This is a genomic window from Actinoplanes sp. NPDC004185 (genome assembly GCF_053603475.1).
In genome coordinates this window covers 1-20361 of the sequence record NZ_JBSGFR010000001.1, presented here as the reverse complement: position 1 = coordinate 20361, position 20361 = coordinate 1, and the positions used below count along the sequence as shown (strand labels likewise).

The window sequence follows — 20361 nt, the reverse complement described above, 5'->3', positions numbered from 1 at the left end:
TCATGCCCCTGACCGGCGGACCTCGGCCCGAGTCGCCGCTGCCTGCCACGGAGCAAGATCATCCCTGGTCACGGACTTTTTCCGTTCAGTTTTGAGCCTTCACCCGCTGAACCGCGTAGTAACCGTCGACGGCCCGCCGAGACCGGACCGTCACGTCGGGCGCTGGGGGGTGGCCGATGCCGAAGGACGACTGCTGAGCGGGTGAGGTCGATGGCGCGAGCGTACGGCGATACTGCCGGCCGATCAGGGCCGACCGTGTTCCAATCCTTCGAGGACCAGCGCTTCGATGACCAGCGCGAACCCGAGTACGAGCCGGCGCCGTCGTTCGCGCCCACGCTGGCACCGGAGCGTGGCTTCTGGGAGCAGCCGGATCTGAACGAGGCCGTGCCGCGTGGCGACATCATCGTCGAGGCGCCGGACGAGTCGGGCTGGCAGGGCTCCGGCCCGGCCATCGTGACCGACGACCGCCCGCCCGCCGAGGCCACGTCGGGTAACCGCCTGCTCACGGTGCTGTTGTTCTTCTCAGGCCTGGCCACGAGCGTCGCCCTCTGGCTCTTCGACACGCAGGCGGGGGCGATCAACGACACCGCCACGCTGATGTTGGCCGTCGGCCGGATCACCGGGCTGATCGCCGGCTACCTGCTCTTCATCCAGCTGCTGATGATGAGCCGGGTGTCCTGGCTCGAGGAATGGGTCGGCGCCCGCGACTTGCTGCGCTGGCATCGCTGGCTGGGCACGACGCTGGTCGTCGCGGTGCTCACCCACATCGTCTTCATCGTCTACGGCTACGCGTTGACCGCCGAGTCCGGCGTCGTCGACCAGGGCTGGACGATCATCACCACCCTGCCCGAGATGATCAGCGCCACGGTGGCCACCGGCCTGCTGGTGCTGATCAGCGTGATCTCGATCCGGGCCGCGCGGACCAAGCTGCCGTACGAGCTCTGGCACGTCATCCACCTGAGCGCCTACCTGGTGCTGCTGCTCGGCTACGGCCACCAGGTCGCCACCGGCGCCGACCTGTCCGGCCGCTTCGCGTCGGTCTTCTGGCCCGCGCTGGCCGCCCTGGTCATCGCCGCGTTGTTCTGGGGCCGGCTGGTCGAGCCGCTGTGGCTCAACGTGCGGCACCGCTTCGAGGTGGCCGAGGTCGTCGCCGAGGGCGCGAACACGTTCTCGATCTACATCGACGGCCGCAACCTGGACAGCCTGACCGCTCAGGCCGGGCAGTTCATGCGCTGGCGCTTCCTGACCGCCAACGGCTGGTGGCAGACGCACCCGTTCTCGCTCTCGGCCGCGCCGAACTCGCAGTGGCTGCGCCTGACCGTCACCGCGGTCGGCGGGCACACCGCGAAGCTCGCGGAGATGCAGCCGGGCACGTCGATCTGGGCGGAAGGCCCGTTCGGCACCTTCACCGCGCAGCGCCGGACACGCCGCCGCGCCCTGCTCATCGCCGGCGGCAGCGGCATCGCACCGATCCGGGCCCTGCTCGAGGACATGCCGCCGGACACGATCGTGATCTACCGGGCCAGCCGCCCCGACGAGCTGGTCTTCCGCGAGGAGCTGGAGGAGCTGGCCGAGCGCCGCGACGCGTGGGTCCGCTACATCGTGGGCTCGCGCAACGACCCGGGCCCGCGCCGGCTCTTCACGGCCAACGGGCTGCTCGGGCTGGTGCCCGACGTCAACCGCCGCGATGTCTACCTGTGCGGGCCGCCCGGGCTGGTGGACGCCGCGGTGCAGACCCTGCGCGAGCTGGAAGTGCCCGACAGCCAGCTGCACCTCGACCCCTTCGAATTCTGATCCCGGGAGTTTGCTCATGCGACGCAGTACCGCAGCAGCCGTGGGGACCTTGACCGGCGCCGCCTTGATCGTCGGGGTCCGGCTGAGCGTCTCCGCGCCGGTGGTTCCCTCGGCCGCGCCGCCCGCCGTCGACCTGGCCAACTCGGGCCAGGACGCCGACCCGGAACCGGCTGCCTCGGGAAACAAGAAGCCGTCGTCGAAGAAGCCGGCCGCGAAGCCCACCGAGAACGCCGACGAAGAGGACGCCTCGGGCGAAGCCGGCGGCAGCGGCCTCAAGAACGGCATCTTCAAGGGCGCGGCGGCGAAGAACCCGTACGGCACCATCCAGGTCTCGATCAAGATCTCCGGTGGCAAGATCACCGCGGCCGACGCGACGTACCCGGTCACCGGCGACAGCGCGACGATCAACCCGCCGGCGATCGCCTCGCTGAAGCAGAGCACGCTCAAGGCCCAGAGCGCCGACGTCGACGCGGTCTCCGGCGCGACCTTCACCTCCGAGTCGTACGTGAAGTCGCTGCAGGCGGCCATCGACGAAGCGACGGCGTAGAGTCCGGCGCCATGCACCACGCCGAGCACGTCATGGGGACGGTCGTCAGCATCGACCTGGCCGACGATCTGCCGCCGGCGAAGCTGCGGGCGATGGTCGAGGACGTGTGCGGCTGGCTGCACGAGGTGGACCGGCGGTTCAGCACCTACCGCGAGGACAGCGAGGTCAGCAAGCTGCGCCGCCGGGAGATCGACCCGGCCGACTGCTCGACCGACATGCGGCACGTGCTCGAGGCATGCGCCGACCTGTGGCGCGAGACCGACGGCTACTTCGACGCCTACGCGGCGGGCCCGCTCGACCCGAGCGGCTACGTCAAGGGCTGGTCCGTGGAGATCGCCTCCGCCCGGCTGGTGGAGGCCGGCTCGGTGAACCACTGTGTGAACGCCGGTGGGGACATCCGGGCCCGGGGGCGATGTGCCACGGGAGCGCCGTGGCGGGTCGGCATCCGGCACCCGTGGGAGGCGGACAAGCTCAGCTGGGTCCTGGCGGTGAGCGACCAGGCGGTGGCCACGTCCGGCACCTACGAGCGCGGTGACCACGTCTTCAACCCTCGCACCGGCGGACCGGCCCGGGGCCTGCGGTCGGTGACCGTGGTCGGACCGGACCTGGCGCTGGCCGATGCCTATGCGACCGCGGCGCTGGCGATGGGCGAGGCGGGGATCGCCTGGCTCGCGAAGCTGGCGGCGGACGGCTACGACTCCGCGCTGGTGACGGACGACGGCCGGGCATTCAGCTCCGCCGGCCTTCCCGCCGCTGTCTGACCTCATCGATGCGGCTCAGAAGTCGGCGAACAGGTACGGCATCCGCTTCGGGAACAGCGCCGCCAAAGGCTCGACCGCCGACGCGTCAACCTGCCCGAAGCCCCTGGTCACGACCTCTATCGGATCGAGCACGCCGTACGCGAGCGCTGAGATGCCCGCGCAGGTGACCGTCGCCTGCGGCTCGTTCTTGCTCGGCTCCACGGTGAGCTGCCCGCTCTCGCCGGCCAGCTGGTAGCGGCCCGCGATGAAGTCGTCGTCGACCACCTCGACCGTGATGGCCTGCTCGGCGGTCGTAGCGGTGCCGGTGAGCGCCTCCATCGACAACAGGCGGGCCATCGGTCCGTTCTGGCTGGGATGCTCGACCCGGCCCTGGGTGAGCACCGGGAAATCGGTCCCCCACAGATCCGGCACCTCATCCGTGCCGACCTTCAGGATCACCCGCGCGACCTGGTCGACGTGCCGGGCGAAGTACTGCAGGAGGAGTGACCGGCCCAGCGAACCGGTGGTCAGCAGATCGTCGGCCAGCAGCTCACCGCCGAACCGGTCGATGCGGTAGGTCACCGCCCCCACCACCTCGCCCTCGACCCGGGCGATCGCGACCCAGCGCGGGGTGTCCCGGAACTCAGCGGTGCGCACCTCGTCGAACACCGAGAACCCGTGCCGTTCCTCCAGCAGACGCAGCGTGAGGGCGGTGTAGTCGTCGAAGGCGTCTCGCATGGGCAGGCGCTCCACCTCGCCCGGCAGATCGGCTTTCAGGAGGTGCGAGAGGCCCTCAGGGGCGAAAGTGACCGTGCGCACGCGGGGCAGACCGACGAAGCCGTAGCGGCCGTAGAAGGACGGACGGAAGGGGTAGAGAGCGCTGACCGTGCAGCCCTGGTCGCGCATCTGCTGGAGCAGGCGGCCCAGAAGCGCCCGGACGAACCCTCGGCGCCGGGCCGACGGATGGGTCGCGACCGAGGCGACACCGGCCATGTCGTGCAGGGTGCCGCGCACGTTCTGCCGCATCGGGAAGGCACCGACGCCGGCGAGCGCCCGCCCGTCCTCCTCGGCGACGAGGCTCACGGCGGTCCGGAAGTACTGCATGCGGCGGGCGTAGGTCTCCCGGTCGCCGTCGGCCCAGGGTGAGGGCATGAAGGCATACGTCTGCAGGGGGAACATGGTGTCGGTGCGCTCGTCGGCGGTGACCTGTCGGATCTGCATGAGCCCATCCAAGCGGGTACGGGGTGGCCGCGCTCCCCGGTTTCCTTACCTGTGGATGACGCACGGGCGACGCGCCGGGGGACCCCGGTTTGGCAAGGCGGCCGGGGACCCGCTAATGTTTCATCCGTCGCCGGGGAACGCACCGGAGAGACAAGCGGACGTAGCGCAGCTGGTAGCGCATCACCTTGCCAAGGTGAGGGTCGCGGGTTCGAATCCCGTCGTCCGCTCGGAGAGGCCGCCACAGGTTACGTGCGGGGCCAGCTCGGTGGAGTGGCCGAGAGGCGAGGCAACGGCCTGCAAAGCCGTGTACACGGGTTCAAATCCCGTCTCCACCTCGGCATCTGAACGAGGGCGATTGGCGCAGCGGGAGCGCGCTTCCTTGACACGGAAGAGGTCACTGGTTCGATCCCAGTATCGCCCACCACAGTTTGTGCAGATCTACGGCTCGCGACCACATTACTGGGAGCGAGCCGCTTCCGTTGTGACGCTCATGGTGAGAGCGAAACGAGAGCACAAGATCAACCCACCGTCCAAGCTCGCGCCGTTTCACGAACGGCATACCTGTGCGACAGATCTCATGAGTCCAGGCACAGCCAGCGCGATCGACGTCTGTTACGAACCACGCCGCCCCTCCCCGTCGTGTGCGGCTGGACATGATCCGCCAACCCATGCCAGAGCAGGTCCCTTCAGGCAGTGCGCTCCACCATCGGTTCTCCAGCCGCCCAAGCGTTCTTGGTCGGAACCGGCGACCGGCTCCGGGTCATCCCGGTAGGCACCGCCAGTGCGGCCGTCCAGCGATGCCCAACACCCGGCGCGTCACCGTGTCGGTATCCCCGCCGGCGCCCGGCTCGCTCAATGGCAGGTGGAGCCCTCTTCGACAGACTCCCGGTGCGACAGACACGCCGTGGCTGGCGTCACGGTCACGCGCCACCAGAACGACATCGTCGCGGAACTTACGAGGGCAGGATCTGGACTGCCGTCGACAAGGAGCCGAGCCTTCCGGAACCAGTTGACTGAACTGCAAGGGCCCGGAAGGAGCACTCACGGTGACAATGCTGGACGGGCAACATTTCAAAGCTCGTGTGGCTTCTCGTCAAGAGAACCCTTGAGCGGCGCCATGAGCCTTGGCCATTGCCTCGCTGTGCCGACTGAATTGCCTTTCGCCCATCTCCCGTACCAAAAACTCTCGATACAAATACTCAATGAATGTGTTTTCCAGCAGGCTTGGGGCCGCTGATGTCAAAACGTCCAAAGAGTTGCGCATATAGGAAAGAACGGAACGAAGCAGGTCAACATAGGAGCAGTAAGCTGTGCCCTCAGCATAATTAGCACGAATCTCGACTCGATCTTCCACCAAAGTAAATCGAATTCGATCGCCGGTACCCTGGAAGCTGAGCTCAGCCCGGCTTCTCAGCGCAAGCAAATCCAGATTACTTCGTAATGACAGGCCAAAATCAAGCATCGGCTCACGGGAGCGGGTGAGCTCCAGATCGCCCACACGGAACTGCACGCGGGTCCAAAACGACTCCTCGCGAATCTGCCACTCCGGGGATTGCTTGATCCGTGCCACGATGTCGGCCTCACGGAGGTGCACCAACGGCGCCTCGTCGGGCTGTAGCAACGCAAGTAGCTCGATCATTTTCTACCACTCCGCGCCGGGGATATCGTCGCCTTTAGGATACGCCGTACGGACGGAGCCATCCGGATTGAGGACGACCTCCGTGTCGTACACAGGATACTTGCCCCTGCTGTCACCGGTACGACCCACCGGGTCGTCGAAGCTGCCCCGGTGAATGGTTCCATCTCGACCATTGGTGTTCGGCACACCGTCGGGATCCTGCTCCAGCGTCTCGCGGATCCGATTGTTGCGGTCGTCCTTCGACCCGCCCCACACCGTTTTGTTCGGATCTCGAACCGTACTCTGTTCAGAATGCCCATCATCGATGTGACGGCTCCGCTCGGGCGTTATTTCACCGAACCGGGGCCGACCCGTCGAACCGCCTCCGCCGGTCGCTTGATTGTTCCAGTGGAGATCGTCAATGTGTTGCCCCAGGTTTTTGGCCCCGTTCCCTAGGGCCAGTCCTCCACCGGCCGCGATGCTGACGCCGAGGACAACAGCTGGTACAGCACCGATCGACAAAGTGCCCAAGGAACCGATCTCCGCCACACCGCCGGACAGAGCCAGTGCAGCACCGCCTTCCACGGCGAAGAGGCCGAGTTCGATTTCGGCGAGGTCGATGGCGATCTGGCCGAGAGTGTCCTGGTTCTCGTGGACCCACTCCATGGAGCGCTGCCAGCCGTTGCAGACGGGTGCGAACCAGCCGCACTTCTCCTTCTGCTGCACGGCCGGCACAGCCTGCGCTACGTTGCCGCTGGGTGATCCGGCGCCGTTGTTGCCGCCGCTGCTTCCGCCGCCGTTGTCTCCGCCGTTGCCGGTTCCGCTACCCCCGCCGTTGTCGCTGGTGCCGCCCGGGCCTCCGGTGCTGCCGCTGCCGCTGCCTTCGTTGCCGGTGCAGGCCACGCCGCCGCCGGTGGTGCAGTCGACGGAACCGAGGGTGAGGCCGGACGGGTCGGTGAAGCTGATCGGGGTGTTGTTGGCGTAGGAGTAGGGGTTCCATTGCTGCGGGTCCGCCAGGTCCATGATCGGGTCGACGGATATGAAGCGGCCGAGCGCCGGGTCGTATTCGCGGGCCCCGAGGTGGGTCAGGCCGGTGTTGTCGCGGGTGCCCCCGACGAAGCCGCGGTCTCCGGCCCAGGCGCCGGGCTTGGTGCCGCGGTCCTCGCCGAACGGAAGGGTGCGCCGACGGTTGACGGTCAGGCCGGCGTCGCTGGAGACCGTGGCGGTCGCGGTGCCCTGGTGGTCGTTGACCATCCAGGTCAGCGACGTCGGTGTGCGCACGGCGATGGTGGAGCCGGCGTGGCTGTAGTAGCGGGTTCCGACCGCCGGGCCGGTTTTCGGCTTGCGGATCTCGAGGCCGCCGGGCAGGTAGAGGGTGGCGCCGGTGGGGTCCCGGCGGATGAGCCGGCCGCCGTCGGCGTCATAGGTGTAGCTGGTCGTGCCGGTGGTGTCCGTGCTGGTGCCGAGTTTGCCGTAGTCGTTCCAGGTCAGTGCCTGGCTTCCGGGTCCGGCCGTGCCGTCGCTGCCGCAGACGTTGGCCGTGGCCCCGGTGGGGCGGCACTGTGTGTTGCCGGTCGCGTCGTAGGCGTACTGCAGCGTGGCGGTGCTGCCGCCGGTGGCGGTGACCGAGGTGACCGCGTGCGGCTTGCTGCCCGAGGCGCCTCCGGCGGCCGGGTAGCTGTAGGTCCGGGTGGTGTCGGTCGTCTGGTGGGTGACCTCGGATTTGCGATTGCCGGAGTCGTCGTAGCTGTAGGACCGCCAGTACGAGGCCGGTCCTCCGACGGCGGTGGGTGTGACGGTTGCCGGGCAGGTGGCGGCGGCTTGGGACCAGGCTTCGGTGAGCCGCCTGAGGTGGTCGTACTGGTAACACTGGGTATCGGCCGGCTGGTTGCCGTCGGGGGTGTCGGTGATCGCGGTGATCGTGCCGGCGTCGTCGTAGCGGTAGCTGAGGTTGTAGATGTCGTTCTTCAGTTCGGGTACGGCGTTGAAGAACAGCTGCCGGCCGGTGGCATCGTCGTAGCCATAGGTCAGTCCGACGCGGGAACCGTGCTCGCCGAGGTTCTGGCCGATGAGCTGGTCGAGCTGGTTGTAGACGATCCCCTGGGCATAGATTTGCTTACCGACGAGCCCGTTGGGCAGGCCGATCGGGTTGAACAGGGTCGTGAGGGCCTCAGCGGGCAGGCCGGCCACGGCGGGGGTGGTGACCTCCGAGACCGTGCCGTTGGGCCGGTAGCCGAGAGTCTGGGTGAACCGGCACGGGTTGGCCTCGCCGGAAACACACAGGCCGCTGTCGGTGGCCGGGATGGTCACCGAGGTGCCCTTCGGGCGGCCCGCAGTGTCATAGCCGGTGGTGGCAGTGACGTACGCCGACGCATTGCCGGCTTGGTCGTACTCGTAGCGGGTTGCACTGGTCGGCCGTCCGACGCCGTTCGGCAGGGTGTCGTAGGCCCATTCCGCGAGCGGGCGGCCGTCTTCTGTTCCTTGACGCTCGGCGGTCTTGCGGCCGAGTTCGTCGTAGCCGAAGTACAGCGTCTTGCCTCGGGCGTTCTTGGTCCAGCTCAGCTGTCCGGCGGCGTCATAGCCGCTGGTGGACGTACCGGCGTCGGGGTCTTCGGTGTAGATCTTGTGACCGCGTAGGTCGTAGCGGTACTTCCAGGTGTTGCTGCCGGGGCCGGTGACCGAGGCGAGTTCGTCGCGATTGGTGTAGCGGTAGGTGGTGCGTTCGAAGGTCGCCGCGTCGTCGTTGCCGGCCTTCGCCGGGTCCTTGTACTGGCGTAGCTCGGCCAGGTTGCCGCGGGCGTCGGTGATCGAGGTGGTGGCGATGCCGCCGTGGGGCGGGGTGACGCTTGTCTTCTCCCCCGCGTAGGCGGTGTGCGTGCGCCACGCCTCGTCACCGTTGATCTTGAAGATCGCGTCGGTGATCCGCCCGGCGCCGTCATAGACGTTGGCGGTCAGTGCCGGGATCTCGGGGCGGCGCACCGGGGTGACCAGGGTGGTGCTCGGTGCGGAGTTGTCGATGTCGTAGTAGGGGTTGCTGGCCCAGTCGACCAGGCCGCGGGCGTTGTAGACGGTGTCGGTGACGGTCCGGCCGCCGGCGAGGGTCTGTGTCTGGGTCTGGCGCAGGCGCAGCATTCCGTCGTACAGCGAGATGGTGGTGCGGTAGTTCTTCGAGCCGTACGGCATCAGGTTCTTGATGATGACCGAGCTGGGCGCGGTTTTGCTCAGGCTGTAGGTGTAGCTGACCGAGGGCTCGTTCTTGAACGTCGTGCTGTCGCGGCCTGGTGCCCACACCTTGAGCAGGCGGCCGTTGCCGTCGAAGCTGGACTCCGTCACCAGGCCGTTGGTGTCGATCACCTTGACCGGTACGGCCAGGGCCGGGTTGAAGATCTGGGTGGCGGTCTGCTTGAGGGCGTTGGTGACCTTCGTCTGGGTGACCGGCCCTCCGACGGCGGGGGTGAAGTCGGTGGTGGTGACGTGCTTGAGGGCGTCGGTCTGCTTGGTAGCGCGGCCGGTTTCGTCGTATCCGGTCAGGCTGGCGGTGACGAGGACGGGCGTGTTGCCATCGAAACGGTCGACCTGATCGACACGGACGGGCAGGCCGCGGGTCGGGGCAGCACCGTAGGTGTCCGCGTCGTCGTAGTACGTGCGGATGTCGCTGAGCACATTTTCCGGCTTGCTAGCGGTGCCGCAGCCGACTCCGACGATGACTTTGCGCTTGACCCGGTCGAGCATCCAGTTCGGTTCGTTGCGGGTGTATTCGGTGCGGGTGCAGCGGTCGTCGTCGGTGTCGGATTCGTCGCCGAGGTCGTTGATCTCACTGACGAGATTGTCGTCGTTGACCTTGGTCACGGTTTTGGTCCACCGGGTGGTGCCGGTGGACAGCTTGGTGCGCTTGCGGACCGTTTCGACGTGCGTCTTCCAGGCCTTCAACGGACCCGATTTGGCCATGGGGCCTTCGGCTACCGGCGTGTTGAGGGTGCCGGCGATCCAGCTCGTGCCGTTGTAGTCGATCTGTTCGCGCAGCATGCCGGCGAACGCCTCGTGGTCGTTCACCTTGCCACCGAGGGAGTCCTCGATCTGCACGTCGCGCGGTGTGCCCTTGGGCGGAAGAGCGTCGCCGACCGGCTGCGGATCGCCGTCGAGGCCGCGGAAGTACCGGTACTCGGTCTTGGACTGAACTTCTGACTCGAGACCGGTACGGACCTGGACGCGGCCGTAACCACGGAACTGGCCCCACGTACGGCGCTTGGGCTTGATCAGTTCCGAGTTGTCGTAGGCCCAGGCCGGGCTGTCGAGGTAGTCGTAGTTGGTCTGCTGGTGCTCGAAGCCGCCGGTGTCGTCGTAGACGTCGACACGGGTCACGACGTACTTGTTGAACCAGTCAATCTTGGAGTCTTCGCCCTCGGCCGCGTAGTACTGCGGAAAGCAGCGTTTGGTGTTGGCCCAGGGTTTGGGGAGAGTGATCGTGTCGCACTCGGGCTTGGAGTAGGTGACGCCGATCTGCGCGCCGGATTCCGTGGTGATCGTTTCCAGGCGGCTGCGGAACAGGCTGGAGTGACCGTTGGGGGTGTCCACCCGGTTCGGCATGACGTCGGCGTTGGGGTTGAAGACCACCGCCGGGTCTGTGACAGCCGGGCCACCGGCACTGGTCACGTTGCCGGTGTGCGTGACGCTCTTCAGCCACATCGGGGTGCTCTCGTTGCCGCCGGCCTGCAGGTAGGCGTGCGCGAGCTGGTAGGTCCCGACGGGGGTGTACGCGCTCCCGCTGCCGGAGTACACCTCTGTCGTGATCGTCGCCAGCCGCCTGTTGGTCCAGAACGTCGGCGAGTACTGCGTCTTACAAGGTGCCTTGTCGCAGTACTGGTCCCAGGGGGTGTCCGGGAACCGCTTGGCGATCGGCTTGTCGGTGCTGGTGCGGCAGGTGCCGATGCACCGGTCGACGGTGTCGAACCGGACCCGGTTGACCGGGTGGACGGTGGAACCCGCGTCGCTGCGGCTGCCGTACTCGACCTTGGTGAGGTAACCGGACCGGTCGTAGGTGATGCGCTTGTCCTGGTCGCCCTCGCGGGCGTAGGCGCCGGTCTCCTTGCCGTAGAAGTAGGTGATCGTGTTCTTGTTGGGGTCCACGGCGTAGTCGAGGTTCCAGCGCCAGGCGCGTTTCACCCTCGACTTGGCGAAGTCCTTGTCGTAGCCGGGCTCGTCGGGGTGGTTGCTGTAGACCGGCACCGTCCAGGCCGAGTTCGTTTCGGCGCCGGAGGAACTGCCACCGTCGGTTGTGCCTCGACCGAAGTAGTACTGGGTGCCGTCGACGGTGGTGACGCGCCAGTAGGTCTTGTCGTCGTCGCCGTTGTCCACACCCTTGAGCTGTTCGATCCGCGAGCCGTCATCGGCCACACCGTGATAGCGCACGTTGGTGTCAGCCGGTCCGCTGTCGGTGGCCGCGTCCTTGACCAGTTCGGTCGACGCGCCGTTGAACGACATCGTCGCGTTGTCGTTGAACCAGCACTGGTCGTCGCCGTAGACGTCCTTGTTGTTGGCCGCCTTGCCGTCCTGCTCACCCTTGTCGTCGGCGCAGGAACGGTAGCTGCGTTCGATGTAGCCGGGCTCGAGCGACCAACCGTCTCCGATCCACGAGCCCTGGGTGTTGTTGCCGGAGGTCCGGCCGTCGATCGCGGCGGAGGAATAGCTCAGCGCCAGGTCGGGCGCCATGCCGCCGGGCGGCGGCGGGGCCTTGATGGGGTACGACCAAGCAAACGATCCGTTCTGCTGCGACACCTGCCACGTTGACGCCGGCGTCAGCGTGGTCGCCTTGTAGTCGCCGTTCTCACCCTCCGGCGCGGCGGCCAGCGCGAACGAGGACACCGCCCCCGCCGCGGCCAGGGGCACAGTCGCTGTCACCGTCGCCTTGCGCACGTCAATGCTCGACGACACCGGCCGACCGTCGGAGAGCTGCACCAGTCGAAGGCGGCTCAGCGCATCACCACTGAACAAACCGGCCACCTGTCGGTAGTCCACGGCCAGCCGCACCCGGCCTGCCTGCTTCGCACCGTCAGCGCGGGCGACTCGGACCACGAGGCCCTTCACGCCCAGCTTCTCGGTCGCGGTGCGGCCCAGGGTGCTGACCCGTACCTTGCGTACCGTGCTGTCGGGTTCCCGTGCCGCAGCGTTCTGCGACGCAGCGAGCTTGGCCACCGGCGTGACCGAAACGGGAAGTGCCCCTGCCTTCACCCGCGTCGCGGCCTGCCCGCTGAGGTCGACCAGTTGTTCATCCGCCGGGTCCTCCGGATCCGGCGGCAGATCGGCTTCAGTGAGCTCTCGATTCTCCGCGGTGTACTCCGGCAACGGCTTTGCCATCACGGGTGTCACCTTGATGCCTTTGACATCGGTCGGCTTGACCGCCGTTGTTGCCGCCGCGGCCGCTGGAGCGGCCGGAAGCTGCCCTACGACGCCCGCCACCAGCGGCAGGACAAGCACTACGCGTAGCAGCCGTGCGCCTCTGCGCTTGACATCCCGAAAGGCACGCGAAGATGCAGCGTTCGCCGTCACACCAGTCTCCTGTCAGCCGCCGAAGCGGCAGTCCCCCGTGCATCGGCCGGGGCCGACGATGGTCGATGTTGCGGTCGCGAGAAGATCTCCGACCGGTCAGACATCGGGAATTTCTTCGGCCCGCGACATCTGGAAGATGTCCTGCTCCTCCCAGATCCGTGGAGCCAGGTGCACCTCGTCGATCTCGCCGGTCCACCGTTCGCCGAGCGAGAGGATCCAACCGCGGCCGATCGCGAACTTGCCGGTCGCTTCCCAGGTCGCCGTGCCCGTTTGTTCGGCCAGGACCCCTTCGGTGGCCGGTGTGCCGTTGACGTACAGCTGGATGCGGTTGGTGAGCGGGTTCACGATGCCGACCAGGTGCACCCAAGCGCCCGCTTCGACGTAACTGGTGGTGCACGCGTCCGTGGTGGCGGCACCAGCCGTATCAGCGGCCGCCACCGTGAAGCACCAGGCGCGGTCCTTCACGCTGTCGCCGTCGATGTCCAGGTCGGTGCGGTAGCCGAGCTCGAACATCGACGTGTTCTGCCCGTCCTGGGAGACGGCGACGCGGTTCCCGGTCGGCAGCGGCGAAGGCTCGTTGGTCTGCTCGTCATCCGGTGGCGTCTGTTCCTCGTCGGGATCGTCACCGGTTCCAGGGTCCGGTTCAGTCGGCTCGGTGCCGGGATCGGCGTCGGAGTCGCCATCGGCGGTGGGCAACCCGGGTAGGCGCACCCACGCGGCGACGGTGAACCCTGAAAGCGAGCGCGTGTCGAACGCCGGCGAGGAGGTGGCGAGTTCGCCGGTGCCGGCGAAGCTCAGGGCCGAGTCACCCCTCTTACCGACATCCGACCATGCCACTCCGGTACCGGAGACCGTGGCGGGGCGGTTGTTCTCAGGCGCTGAGGCCGCTGTTGTTCCGGACTTCTCGTCGAGCGACCAGTACCAGGACTCGCCCACGGGACTGACCTTGAAGAGGTAGTGGGCGACTCCGGACAGGTTTCCTGCGGTGTCGATCGCCTTGACCGTCAGGGTGTTGGTGAGATCCTTGGTCGGGATCAGGGTGCGCTCCAGCACTCCACTGCTCGGCGGCGAGACCTTCTCTTCCTTGGCACCGTTGAGTGAATAGGAGTACGTCTTCACACCGTCGCTCGTGCTTCCTGGGCTGAAGACGAACTTGCCGGGAACACCCGGTCCGCCTCTCCATTCGGTCTGTGGATAGTCCGCGCTGGTCACGATCGGGTTCTTCGGGTTGGCGGTGTCGACCTTGAAACCGAACCAATCAGAGTACGAACCGCACAGGTACGCATCGCAGGCCTTGCCGCGCCAGTAGTACTGCCCGTCCTTCAGGTCGGACTTGAGCGTCCACGAGCGCTGACTGCCGCTGGCCACACCGGTCTCGGTCTTGTCGGATCCGGCCACTCGCGTGGTTTTGTTGGCGGCGTAGACCTCGTACGTGTACGTCAGCTTGCCGCCGTTGGGATCCGTCGCCTTCATGCTCAGCGCCGGCCGCTTGCTGGAGGTCACCGCGGTGCCGCTGCCGCACGCCACATAGCAAGGGCTGAAGGCCAGGCCGGTCGGCTTACCGGGCGTGTTGTTGTAGAAGATGTCCAGGTACGCCGAATCCGGGATCAGCTTTTTCCACTGGTAATCGTCGGACTCGCTCTTGGCCCGGAATGCCAGTGTGATGGTGCTGTTCGCCGTCGCATCCTGGAAGGCGTCCCTGACCGCCGTCTGGGCGAACCGGACTTCGTCGTTGCCCTTCGGGCAGGCGCTCTTGTTCGCGGTGGCGTTGACCTGGCCCAGCGACTTCCACCACTTGTCCTTGGTGCTGTTCCACGTCACCGACGCCGACTTGTCGACCCAGTTGGTGCGCCACAGCTGGAACGGCGAGGGCGAGCAGTCGGCGCTGTGGCGGACGTTGACAAGCACGGCCGCCCTCTTGATCTGGGAGCCCTTGAGCTTCGTCACGTCGAACTGAACGATCGTGCGCCAGTCGTCGTCCGAGGAACCGTGCCACAGCTGACCCACCCGCATGTCGCCCCGCGTCGAGGTGTCACTCCAGTAGGACTTGGTGGGGTTCTTGCGGTTGACGTGCGTCCAGATCTCCTTGCCACCGTTGAAACCGGGGTCGATCGACACCGGATACACCGTGGCCGGATCGGTCAGCATCTGCTGCGACGGCACAACCGTCAGCGAGGTGCTGTCCAGGTGCACCGGCAGATCCTCGACCCGACGCGGCTCCGGATCCTGAGGGAGAACTGCCGCGCCCGGCTCAGCACCGAGTGCCCGCTTGAAGACCGCGGTGGCCGACGTTTGCGGCTTGTCCCACATCCGAGCCCCGTCGGAGACGAAGACCGGCTCGCCCGACGGTGTCTCGGCCCGGATGAACCCGTCGGCGGCGCGTCGGACAACGACGCCCTGGGTGGCGAGATCGAACCGGAGCTGCCGCAGTTCGGTGTTCTCCGCCGCGGTCGGCGTCTTGACGAGCAGGACCTCGCTGAACGAATCAACATGAGCGGTCAGCAGCAGATCGACACCCGGCAGCACTTCCGAGTACGTCGCGGTGTCGCCGGTCAACGCCGGAGGCCGCAAGGTGCCGGGCCACGACAAGGCCATCGACCGCCCATCGCGCACCACCGTCAACAGCGGACCGTCGCCGCCGTTGGAGAACCTGACATCCAGCGTCGTCGCCTCCGGCACCACGGCGCCGCCGGCCACCTTCAGGTCGGTGTTGACGGCGACCCAGCCCGAGCCGCGGCGCACCCGGACAGGCGAGGCGTACGTCTTCGTCCGGAGGGTGCCGTCCGGCTGCGCGAACGTCTCCGACGACTCGGTCCGCTCGTCGAGGATCTCAACCTCCCGGCGGCTCTTCCACGCGAGATGCATGGCCGTGGCCTCGTCATGAGCCTCGGTCGGAACCGGCGCCGCGACGGTGACCGGTACCGCTGCCACCGCGGAAGACGGGACGACGAGAGCCCCCAAGGCCACCGTGATCATTGCGGCCGTGGAGACCGTCAGCGCACGCGCCAGACTGCTCCTGGACAGGTCAAAACGGCGGCCCACCGGCCGCATGCCGTGCGTCATCAAATCCCCCGTGAGACCGGCGCCGCTCCCGAGGAATCGCACTCCTCAGCAAGATCACCGCCGCCGGTACGATATCGATCGGCGGCGATCGTTCGCAAGACCCATCGTCACCGCATCGCGACGAATGGTGACCACGGTCGCACGGCGGAGCCACTGGAACTGCCTGGACCTCAAACCTCGTCCCGGCAGCGGTGCGGTCAGCCGCGGTCACCTAGGCTGCGCGTCGTGACAATCCCTGAACCCACATCTACGACCGATAAGCCACGGCTTTCCTCGGCCAAGCGCACGGGCACCATCGTCTACATAGTTGTATCGACTCCGGTCACACTGCTTCTCGCGATCGTCACGCTGCTTCTGCTTCTGGCGCTGGTGACCGATCCCGCCGGGTCCGCGCCGCAGATCCCGGCGATTCTGATCGGCCTGGTGATGACGACGGCCGGAGGCCTGTCCATTTACCTCAAGCTCCGTCGCCTTGTCCGCGGCGGCTGATCCGACCCAAGCGGCAGGCGCCCCGGGATCGACGACCGCTATGACGCGCCGGCGCAACAGCCATCGACTGTCTTCACTTCGGGCAAATTCGCATGGACCTATTGCTGCACAGGTTGGTGGCCGGCGTCGGTCTGACCGCCGCCGCCATCGCCGCCATGTCGACGGTCAGCCTGACCGCGCAGGCCGCCACGGGCATCGCCTCAGTCGCCAATGCCAAGACCTGCCGCGGATAGTCGGTGCCGGGATTATCAGAGCCAGCGATCAAACCACCCCCGGGTACGGCGCAGCACATCGAGCTGGTGTCCACGTTCCCGGATCCCATGCCCTTCCCGGGGATAGACGACGTACTCGTGCTCCACCCCATACCTGCGCAACGCCCGGTGGAAGAGCTCCGCCTGCGATACCGGAACGTTGGTGTCGTTCTCGCCGTGCAGAATCAGCACCGGCGTGCGCACCTGCCCGGCGTACGAGATCGGGCTCTGGCGGTGTGGACCTGGCCCTTCCCAGCCGCTGAGGGCCGACTCGAAACGGCCTTCCTCACCGGTCGCGGCCAGCATTGCCCAGTCGCTGATGCCGGCGCCCATCACCGCGGCCTTGAACCTGTCCGTCTGCCCGACCGCCCAGGCCGCCATGAATCCGCCGTGGCTCCAGCCGCCGATGCCCAGCCGGTCCGGGTCGGCCACGCCGTCGGCGATGAGCCGGTCGATGCCGGTGCAGATGTCGGTCCACTCCTCCAGCCCGACCGCCCCGGCGACACGTACCGCGAAGTCGTGGCCGTGGCCCATGCCGCCGCGCGGGTTCGGCAGGAACACCGCGTATCCCGCGGTGGCCAGCCACTGGCCGGACGGGTCCCAGCCGAGTTGCAGCCGGTCGGCGTGCCGGTCGTACGGGCCGCCGTGGACCAGCGTCACCAGGGGAAAGGGCCCGGATCGACCGGCCGGCAGGATCAGCAGACCGTCGAGGTCCAGCCCGTCGGACGCCTGGTATGACAAGCGTTCCTGGACACCCCACCGGATGTCGTCCAGGTCCGGCCTGAGGTTGGTCAGCCGGGTCAGTGGCCCACCGGTCGGGCCGGCGTGGATGTCGGCCGGCTCGTAGGTCGTACTGACCACCGCCGCAACGGCGGCACCGTCGCGGCTCGTGGTCAGCGACGTCGCGTGGCCCGCGATCCGGGCGACCTCGACGAGGCCGTGGCCGGCCGGATCGAGCCGGTGGATCGCGGTGTCGAGCCCGTCGGCGACCAACGCCAGCGGCGGGCCGGTGTCCACCTGGACCAGACCGATCGGGCAGACGGTGGTGCCGGCGGTCACGCTGCGGTGCTCGCCCACCGGTACGGCGACCTCGAGAACCGCCTGCCCGCCCACCAGCAACGGCGGGGTCTTCGCGAGGTACGCCAGGTGCCGGCCGTCGGCGGCGGACCACCAGACCGGTGACGACGCGGCCGCGGCGGCCGGACCCAGATCCTGGGCCGTGCCGCTGACCGGGTCGAGCAGGTGCAGACCAGCTTCGAGCAGACCCGGGTCCACCTCGGGCGTCGACCAGGTGAGCACCGCCAGCATGCCGTCGCCGGGCCGCTGGACCACTTCGACGACATGACGATCGCCGAACGTGTCAGGTGTCCGGACCTGCCCGCTGCGGACGTCGAGCAGCCGCAGCCGGTCGGGCCCGGCCTCAGCGGGGGCCGCGATCACGGCGACCAGGTCCGGATCGGTCAGCGGGAGGTGAGCCGACACCCCGCCCGGCTCCGACGTGACCGTCTCCGCGACACCGTCGAACAACCCGACCCGGCACACCTGCGCCGTGCCGCGCTCGGCCCGGTCGGACAGGAAGTAGATCAGCCGCGAGTCCGCGGCCCACCGCGGTGCCGCATCGTTGGCCTCCCCTGACGTCAATCGCCGGGGCGATTCGGTGCCGTCGGCCGCCACCACCCAGAGCTCGCCGGCCGGGTGATCGCCGGCCCGTCCGACCGGAGCGACCACGTAGGCGACCCACCGGCCGTCCGGCGACAGCGCCGGCGCGCGCGGAACACGACCGTCGACCACCATCTCGGCGGTGAGCGGGGTGGGAGCCATCGAGGCAGACTAACGCTCACAGCCGAACGGCGCGGGGGTCTGCGGCGGCACAGCCGCGAAGCGCTCGGACGCCGTGGAAACGCTGCTGAACGCCGGCGTCGCCGCCGGCGAGTTCCGGGCCGACATCGCGGCGGCCGATGTCCTGATGGCCTTGGGCGGGATCCCTCTCGACCGGGGGCCACGAGCGTCAGCGTGGGCTGGCCTCGCGGCTGATCTCGCTGTTGCTGGACGGCCTGATCGTCCACCGCACGAGCCCCGCCACCCGATAGGCGCGCGGCAGCGGCGGCCACATCCGGTCGCTCGTGACCGCGTTGATCACCGGTGAGCGACCTGAGAACCGAAGAGTCCGTGACGACCGGCACGCAGGCGCGGCGGCCGGTGACCGCTGCCGTCGGTGGCGCGTTCATCCTGGTGTGCGCCGTCGCCATCGCCGGGGCGATAGCGACCACGGACCACGTGCTGACGCCCGACGGTCCGGCCCGCCGGTTGGAGTACCCGGCGGTCACCTGGCCGTTGCTGCTCGCGCTGGCAGTCGCCGGGGTGACGGTCATGGCGCATCACCGGTGGGCCCGCGCCGCGGCGCTGCTCGCCGCCGTCGTGGCCGCGCAGCTGGTCGGCATCGGGCTGATCGCCGTCCGGGCCTGGTCCGCCATCAAGGACTTCGGCGGATCGGGCAGCCTCACCGAGACCCACATCACCTACGCGGCTGCCGCGGCGCTGGTCGCGGCTGCCGCCACCGTGTCGGCTGCCGGACTGGTGTGGCGCGAGCCCGTCGGCGGGTGGCGCAGCCTCGTCCCGGCCCGGCCCATGGTTGTCGCCACCGGCGTCGCGGTGCTCGGCCTGCTGCCGCAGCTGTGGAACGCGGCCGACGAAACCGGCGACATCACCGGGCTGCACCAGATCGCCACCCTGGCGTACTCGGTGCCGTGGGGCGTGGGTCTCGTCGTCGCGGGCTGGATCCGGGGCCGTTCCGCGGTCGCCGTCACGGTTTCCGCCCTGCTGTTCGCCATGTTCATGGTGGCCACGAACATGCTCGGCTACTACTCGCCGTTCGCGCTGGGCGACTGAAACTCGCTGTCCAAACTCGGCGGGGCCCGATACACACGGTGGATGCGCGAAGAGACCCTGCCCGGCGGTAACACCACTGGTGCCGTACTCATCGACGGGTTCGTCCACAAGCGGGCCTCGCCGTGGACCGCGACCGTGCATGCTGTCCTGCGGCATCTGGAAGATGCCGGTTTTGCCGGCGCTCCGCGCGCGCTCGGCTTCGACGATCAGGGCCGGGAGGTGCTCACCTATCTGCCGGGCGAGACGATCGGTGACCGGGAGCCCGGGCCCGCCTGGACCTCGGCCGATGCGATGCTGGCCCAGGTCGGCCGGTGGCTGCGCGGTCTGCACGACCTGACTGCCGGGTTCACGGCGCCCGAGGACGAGCGCTGGTTCATCGGTGGGGCGATGGGTCCGGGTCTCGTGGTCGGGCACCAGGATGCCGCTCCCTACAACGCGGTCGTCGACGGGGACCGGCTGGTCGGCTTCTGCGACTGGGACATCGCCGGCCCGTCCTCGCGGGAGTGGGACCTGGCCTTCTCCGCGCTCACCTGGGTGCCGCTCGCGTCGCCGCGCGACGGCGCCGCCTTGAGCGGCCCGGATCTCCGGGAGCGGTCGCGGCGGCTCCATCTCTTGCTCGACGCGTACGGGTATGACGGCGATCGGCTCGCGTTCGGTGCCGTGGTGCCGGAGCGGGCCCGGCGGCAGGCCGGGGTGATCCGCGACATGGCCGGGGCCGGGGATCCGGCGTCGATCGCGCTGCTGCCTGTCGCGGAGCTCCTGGAACGCTCCGCGACCGACGTGGAGGCCCTGCCCGACAGCTTCTGGCGGGCCTCGGCGGACTCGGCGTGATGCCGAGCCCGCCGGGTCACCGCCCTATCGGCGCAGGGTGAGCAGGCCCGGGCGCCACGGCAGGTTGTTGTAGTCGCCGCCGGCGTTGGGGTCCTTGCCCTGGTAGAGCAGCTGGAGGTTGCAGGGGTCGACGGTCTTGGTCTGGTCCGGGTTGGTCCGGACCAGGTCACCGTGGCTGATGTCGTTGGTCCAGGTGGCGCCGCTGTTGGCCTTGCCCGCGAACGGGTTGCTCTCGGTGGCCGCCTGCGGGGTCCACGTGCCGTTCAGGCTGGTGGCCGTGAACGAGCGGAAGTAGCGGCCCTGGCTGCCGATCGCCTCGACGATCATCAGGTACTGGTTCTGGCCCTGGACCTTGTAGACCTCGACCGCCTC

At 68.2% G+C, this 20361-nt stretch carries 13 protein-coding genes and 3 tRNA genes; 10 read left to right on the top strand and 6 right to left on the bottom strand.

Annotated features, from left to right (window positions below; all coding sequences use genetic code 11):
* Positions 1-255 precede the first annotated feature (255 nt).
* The 3 genes from ACWEOZ_RS00080 to ACWEOZ_RS00070 are packed head-to-tail and all read left to right on the top strand — an operon-like array spanning position 256 to position 3102.
* Complete coding sequence (locus ACWEOZ_RS00080; RefSeq protein WP_451908547.1) at positions 256-1794, top strand: ferredoxin reductase family protein; 1539 nt, start codon at positions 256-258, stop codon at positions 1792-1794.
* A gap of 16 nt (positions 1795-1810) precedes the next feature.
* Complete coding sequence (locus ACWEOZ_RS00075) at positions 1811-2341, top strand: FMN-binding protein (protein WP_451908546.1); 531 nt, start codon at positions 1811-1813, stop codon at positions 2339-2341.
* Between the two features lie 11 nt (positions 2342-2352).
* The gene (locus ACWEOZ_RS00070; RefSeq protein ID WP_451908545.1) at positions 2353-3102 is read left to right on the top strand and encodes an FAD:protein FMN transferase; all 750 of its coding nucleotides are present in this window, start codon (positions 2353-2355) and stop codon (positions 3100-3102) included.
* 15 nt (positions 3103-3117) lie between these two features.
* Here ACWEOZ_RS00070 and ACWEOZ_RS00065 read toward each other — a convergent pair whose 3' ends face one another.
* Complete coding sequence (locus ACWEOZ_RS00065) at positions 3118-4302, bottom strand: GNAT family N-acetyltransferase (RefSeq protein WP_451908544.1); 1185 nt, start codon at positions 4300-4302, stop codon at positions 3118-3120.
* 154 nt (positions 4303-4456) lie between these two features.
* Between ACWEOZ_RS00065 and ACWEOZ_RS00060 the strand changes: the two genes are divergently transcribed.
* The 3 genes from ACWEOZ_RS00060 to ACWEOZ_RS00050 all read left to right on the top strand — a co-directional run bounded on the left by ACWEOZ_RS00060 (position 4457) and on the right by ACWEOZ_RS00050 (position 4726).
* A tRNA-Gly gene (locus ACWEOZ_RS00060) sits at positions 4457-4529 on the top strand.
* Between the two features lie 37 nt (positions 4530-4566).
* Positions 4567-4637 (top strand) — tRNA-Cys (locus tag ACWEOZ_RS00055).
* A 14-nt stretch (positions 4638-4651) separates the two neighbouring features.
* Positions 4652-4726 (top strand) — tRNA-Val (locus tag ACWEOZ_RS00050).
* A 669-nt stretch (positions 4727-5395) separates the two neighbouring features.
* Here ACWEOZ_RS00050 and ACWEOZ_RS00045 read toward each other — a convergent pair.
* From ACWEOZ_RS00045 to ACWEOZ_RS00035, 3 genes are all read right to left on the bottom strand, one after another.
* Positions 5396-5941 (bottom strand): hypothetical protein, encoded by a 546-nt coding sequence (locus ACWEOZ_RS00045; protein WP_451908543.1) that lies wholly within the window; start codon positions 5939-5941, stop codon positions 5396-5398.
* Between the two features lie 3 nt (positions 5942-5944).
* Positions 5945-12274, bottom strand: a complete 6330-nt coding sequence (locus ACWEOZ_RS00040; protein ID WP_451908542.1) for an RHS repeat domain-containing protein — start codon at positions 12272-12274, stop codon at positions 5945-5947.
* 288 nt (positions 12275-12562) lie between these two features.
* The gene (locus ACWEOZ_RS00035) at positions 12563-15397 is read right to left on the bottom strand and encodes a LamG-like jellyroll fold domain-containing protein (protein WP_451908541.1); all 2835 of its coding nucleotides are present in this window, start codon (positions 15395-15397) and stop codon (positions 12563-12565) included.
* Between the two features lie 357 nt (positions 15398-15754).
* Between ACWEOZ_RS00035 and ACWEOZ_RS00030 the strand changes: the two genes are divergently transcribed.
* Both ACWEOZ_RS00030 and ACWEOZ_RS00025 read left to right on the top strand, forming a co-directional pair.
* Complete coding sequence (locus ACWEOZ_RS00030; RefSeq protein WP_451908540.1) at positions 15755-16018, top strand: hypothetical protein; 264 nt, start codon at positions 15755-15757, stop codon at positions 16016-16018.
* 92 nt (positions 16019-16110) lie between these two features.
* On the top strand, positions 16111-16251 hold the full coding sequence (locus ACWEOZ_RS00025; RefSeq protein ID WP_451908539.1) for a hypothetical protein: 141 nt from the start codon (positions 16111-16113) through the stop codon (positions 16249-16251).
* Between the two features lie 15 nt (positions 16252-16266).
* Here ACWEOZ_RS00025 and ACWEOZ_RS00020 read toward each other — a convergent pair whose 3' ends face one another.
* Positions 16267-18090, bottom strand: a complete 1824-nt coding sequence (locus ACWEOZ_RS00020; protein WP_451908538.1) for a S9 family peptidase — start codon at positions 18088-18090, stop codon at positions 16267-16269.
* Between the two features lie 348 nt (positions 18091-18438).
* Between ACWEOZ_RS00020 and ACWEOZ_RS00015 the strand changes: the two genes are divergently transcribed.
* Both ACWEOZ_RS00015 and ACWEOZ_RS00010 read left to right on the top strand, forming a co-directional pair.
* Positions 18439-19158 carry a hypothetical protein gene (locus tag ACWEOZ_RS00015; protein ID WP_451908537.1) on the top strand — a complete coding sequence of 240 codons (720 nt, stop codon included), beginning with the start codon at positions 18439-18441 and terminating at the stop codon, positions 19156-19158.
* 42 nt (positions 19159-19200) lie between these two features.
* The gene (locus ACWEOZ_RS00010; RefSeq protein WP_451908536.1) at positions 19201-19989 is read left to right on the top strand and encodes an aminoglycoside phosphotransferase family protein; all 789 of its coding nucleotides are present in this window, start codon (positions 19201-19203) and stop codon (positions 19987-19989) included.
* Positions 19990-20013: 24 nt separating this feature from the next.
* On the opposite strand, the gene ACWEOZ_RS00005 is transcribed toward ACWEOZ_RS00010, so the two are convergent.
* Positions 20014-20361: non-reducing end alpha-L-arabinofuranosidase family hydrolase (locus ACWEOZ_RS00005; protein ID WP_451908535.1), on the bottom strand; the 348-nt coding region annotated here is incomplete at its 5' end.

Coding starts and splice junctions, on each gene's coding strand:
- ACWEOZ_RS00075 (WP_451908546.1), top strand. CDS start 1,811: ATGCGACGCAGTACCGCAGCAGCCGTGGGGACCTTGACCGGCGCCGCC.
- ACWEOZ_RS00070 (WP_451908545.1), top strand. CDS start 2,353: ATGCACCACGCCGAGCACGTCATGGGGACGGTCGTCAGCATCGACCTG.
- ACWEOZ_RS00065 (WP_451908544.1), bottom strand. CDS start 4,302: ATGCAGATCCGACAGGTCACCGCCGACGAGCGCACCGACACCATGTTC.
- ACWEOZ_RS00045 (WP_451908543.1), bottom strand. CDS start 5,941: ATGATCGAGCTACTTGCGTTGCTACAGCCCGACGAGGCGCCGTTGGTG.
- ACWEOZ_RS00040 (WP_451908542.1), bottom strand. CDS start 12,274: ATGGCAAAGCCGTTGCCGGAGTACACCGCGGAGAATCGAGAGCTCACT.
- ACWEOZ_RS00025 (WP_451908539.1), top strand. CDS start 16,111: ATGGACCTATTGCTGCACAGGTTGGTGGCCGGCGTCGGTCTGACCGCC.
- ACWEOZ_RS00020 (WP_451908538.1), bottom strand. CDS start 18,090: ATGGCTCCCACCCCGCTCACCGCCGAGATGGTGGTCGACGGTCGTGTT.
- ACWEOZ_RS00010 (WP_451908536.1), top strand. CDS start 19,201: ATGCGCGAAGAGACCCTGCCCGGCGGTAACACCACTGGTGCCGTACTC.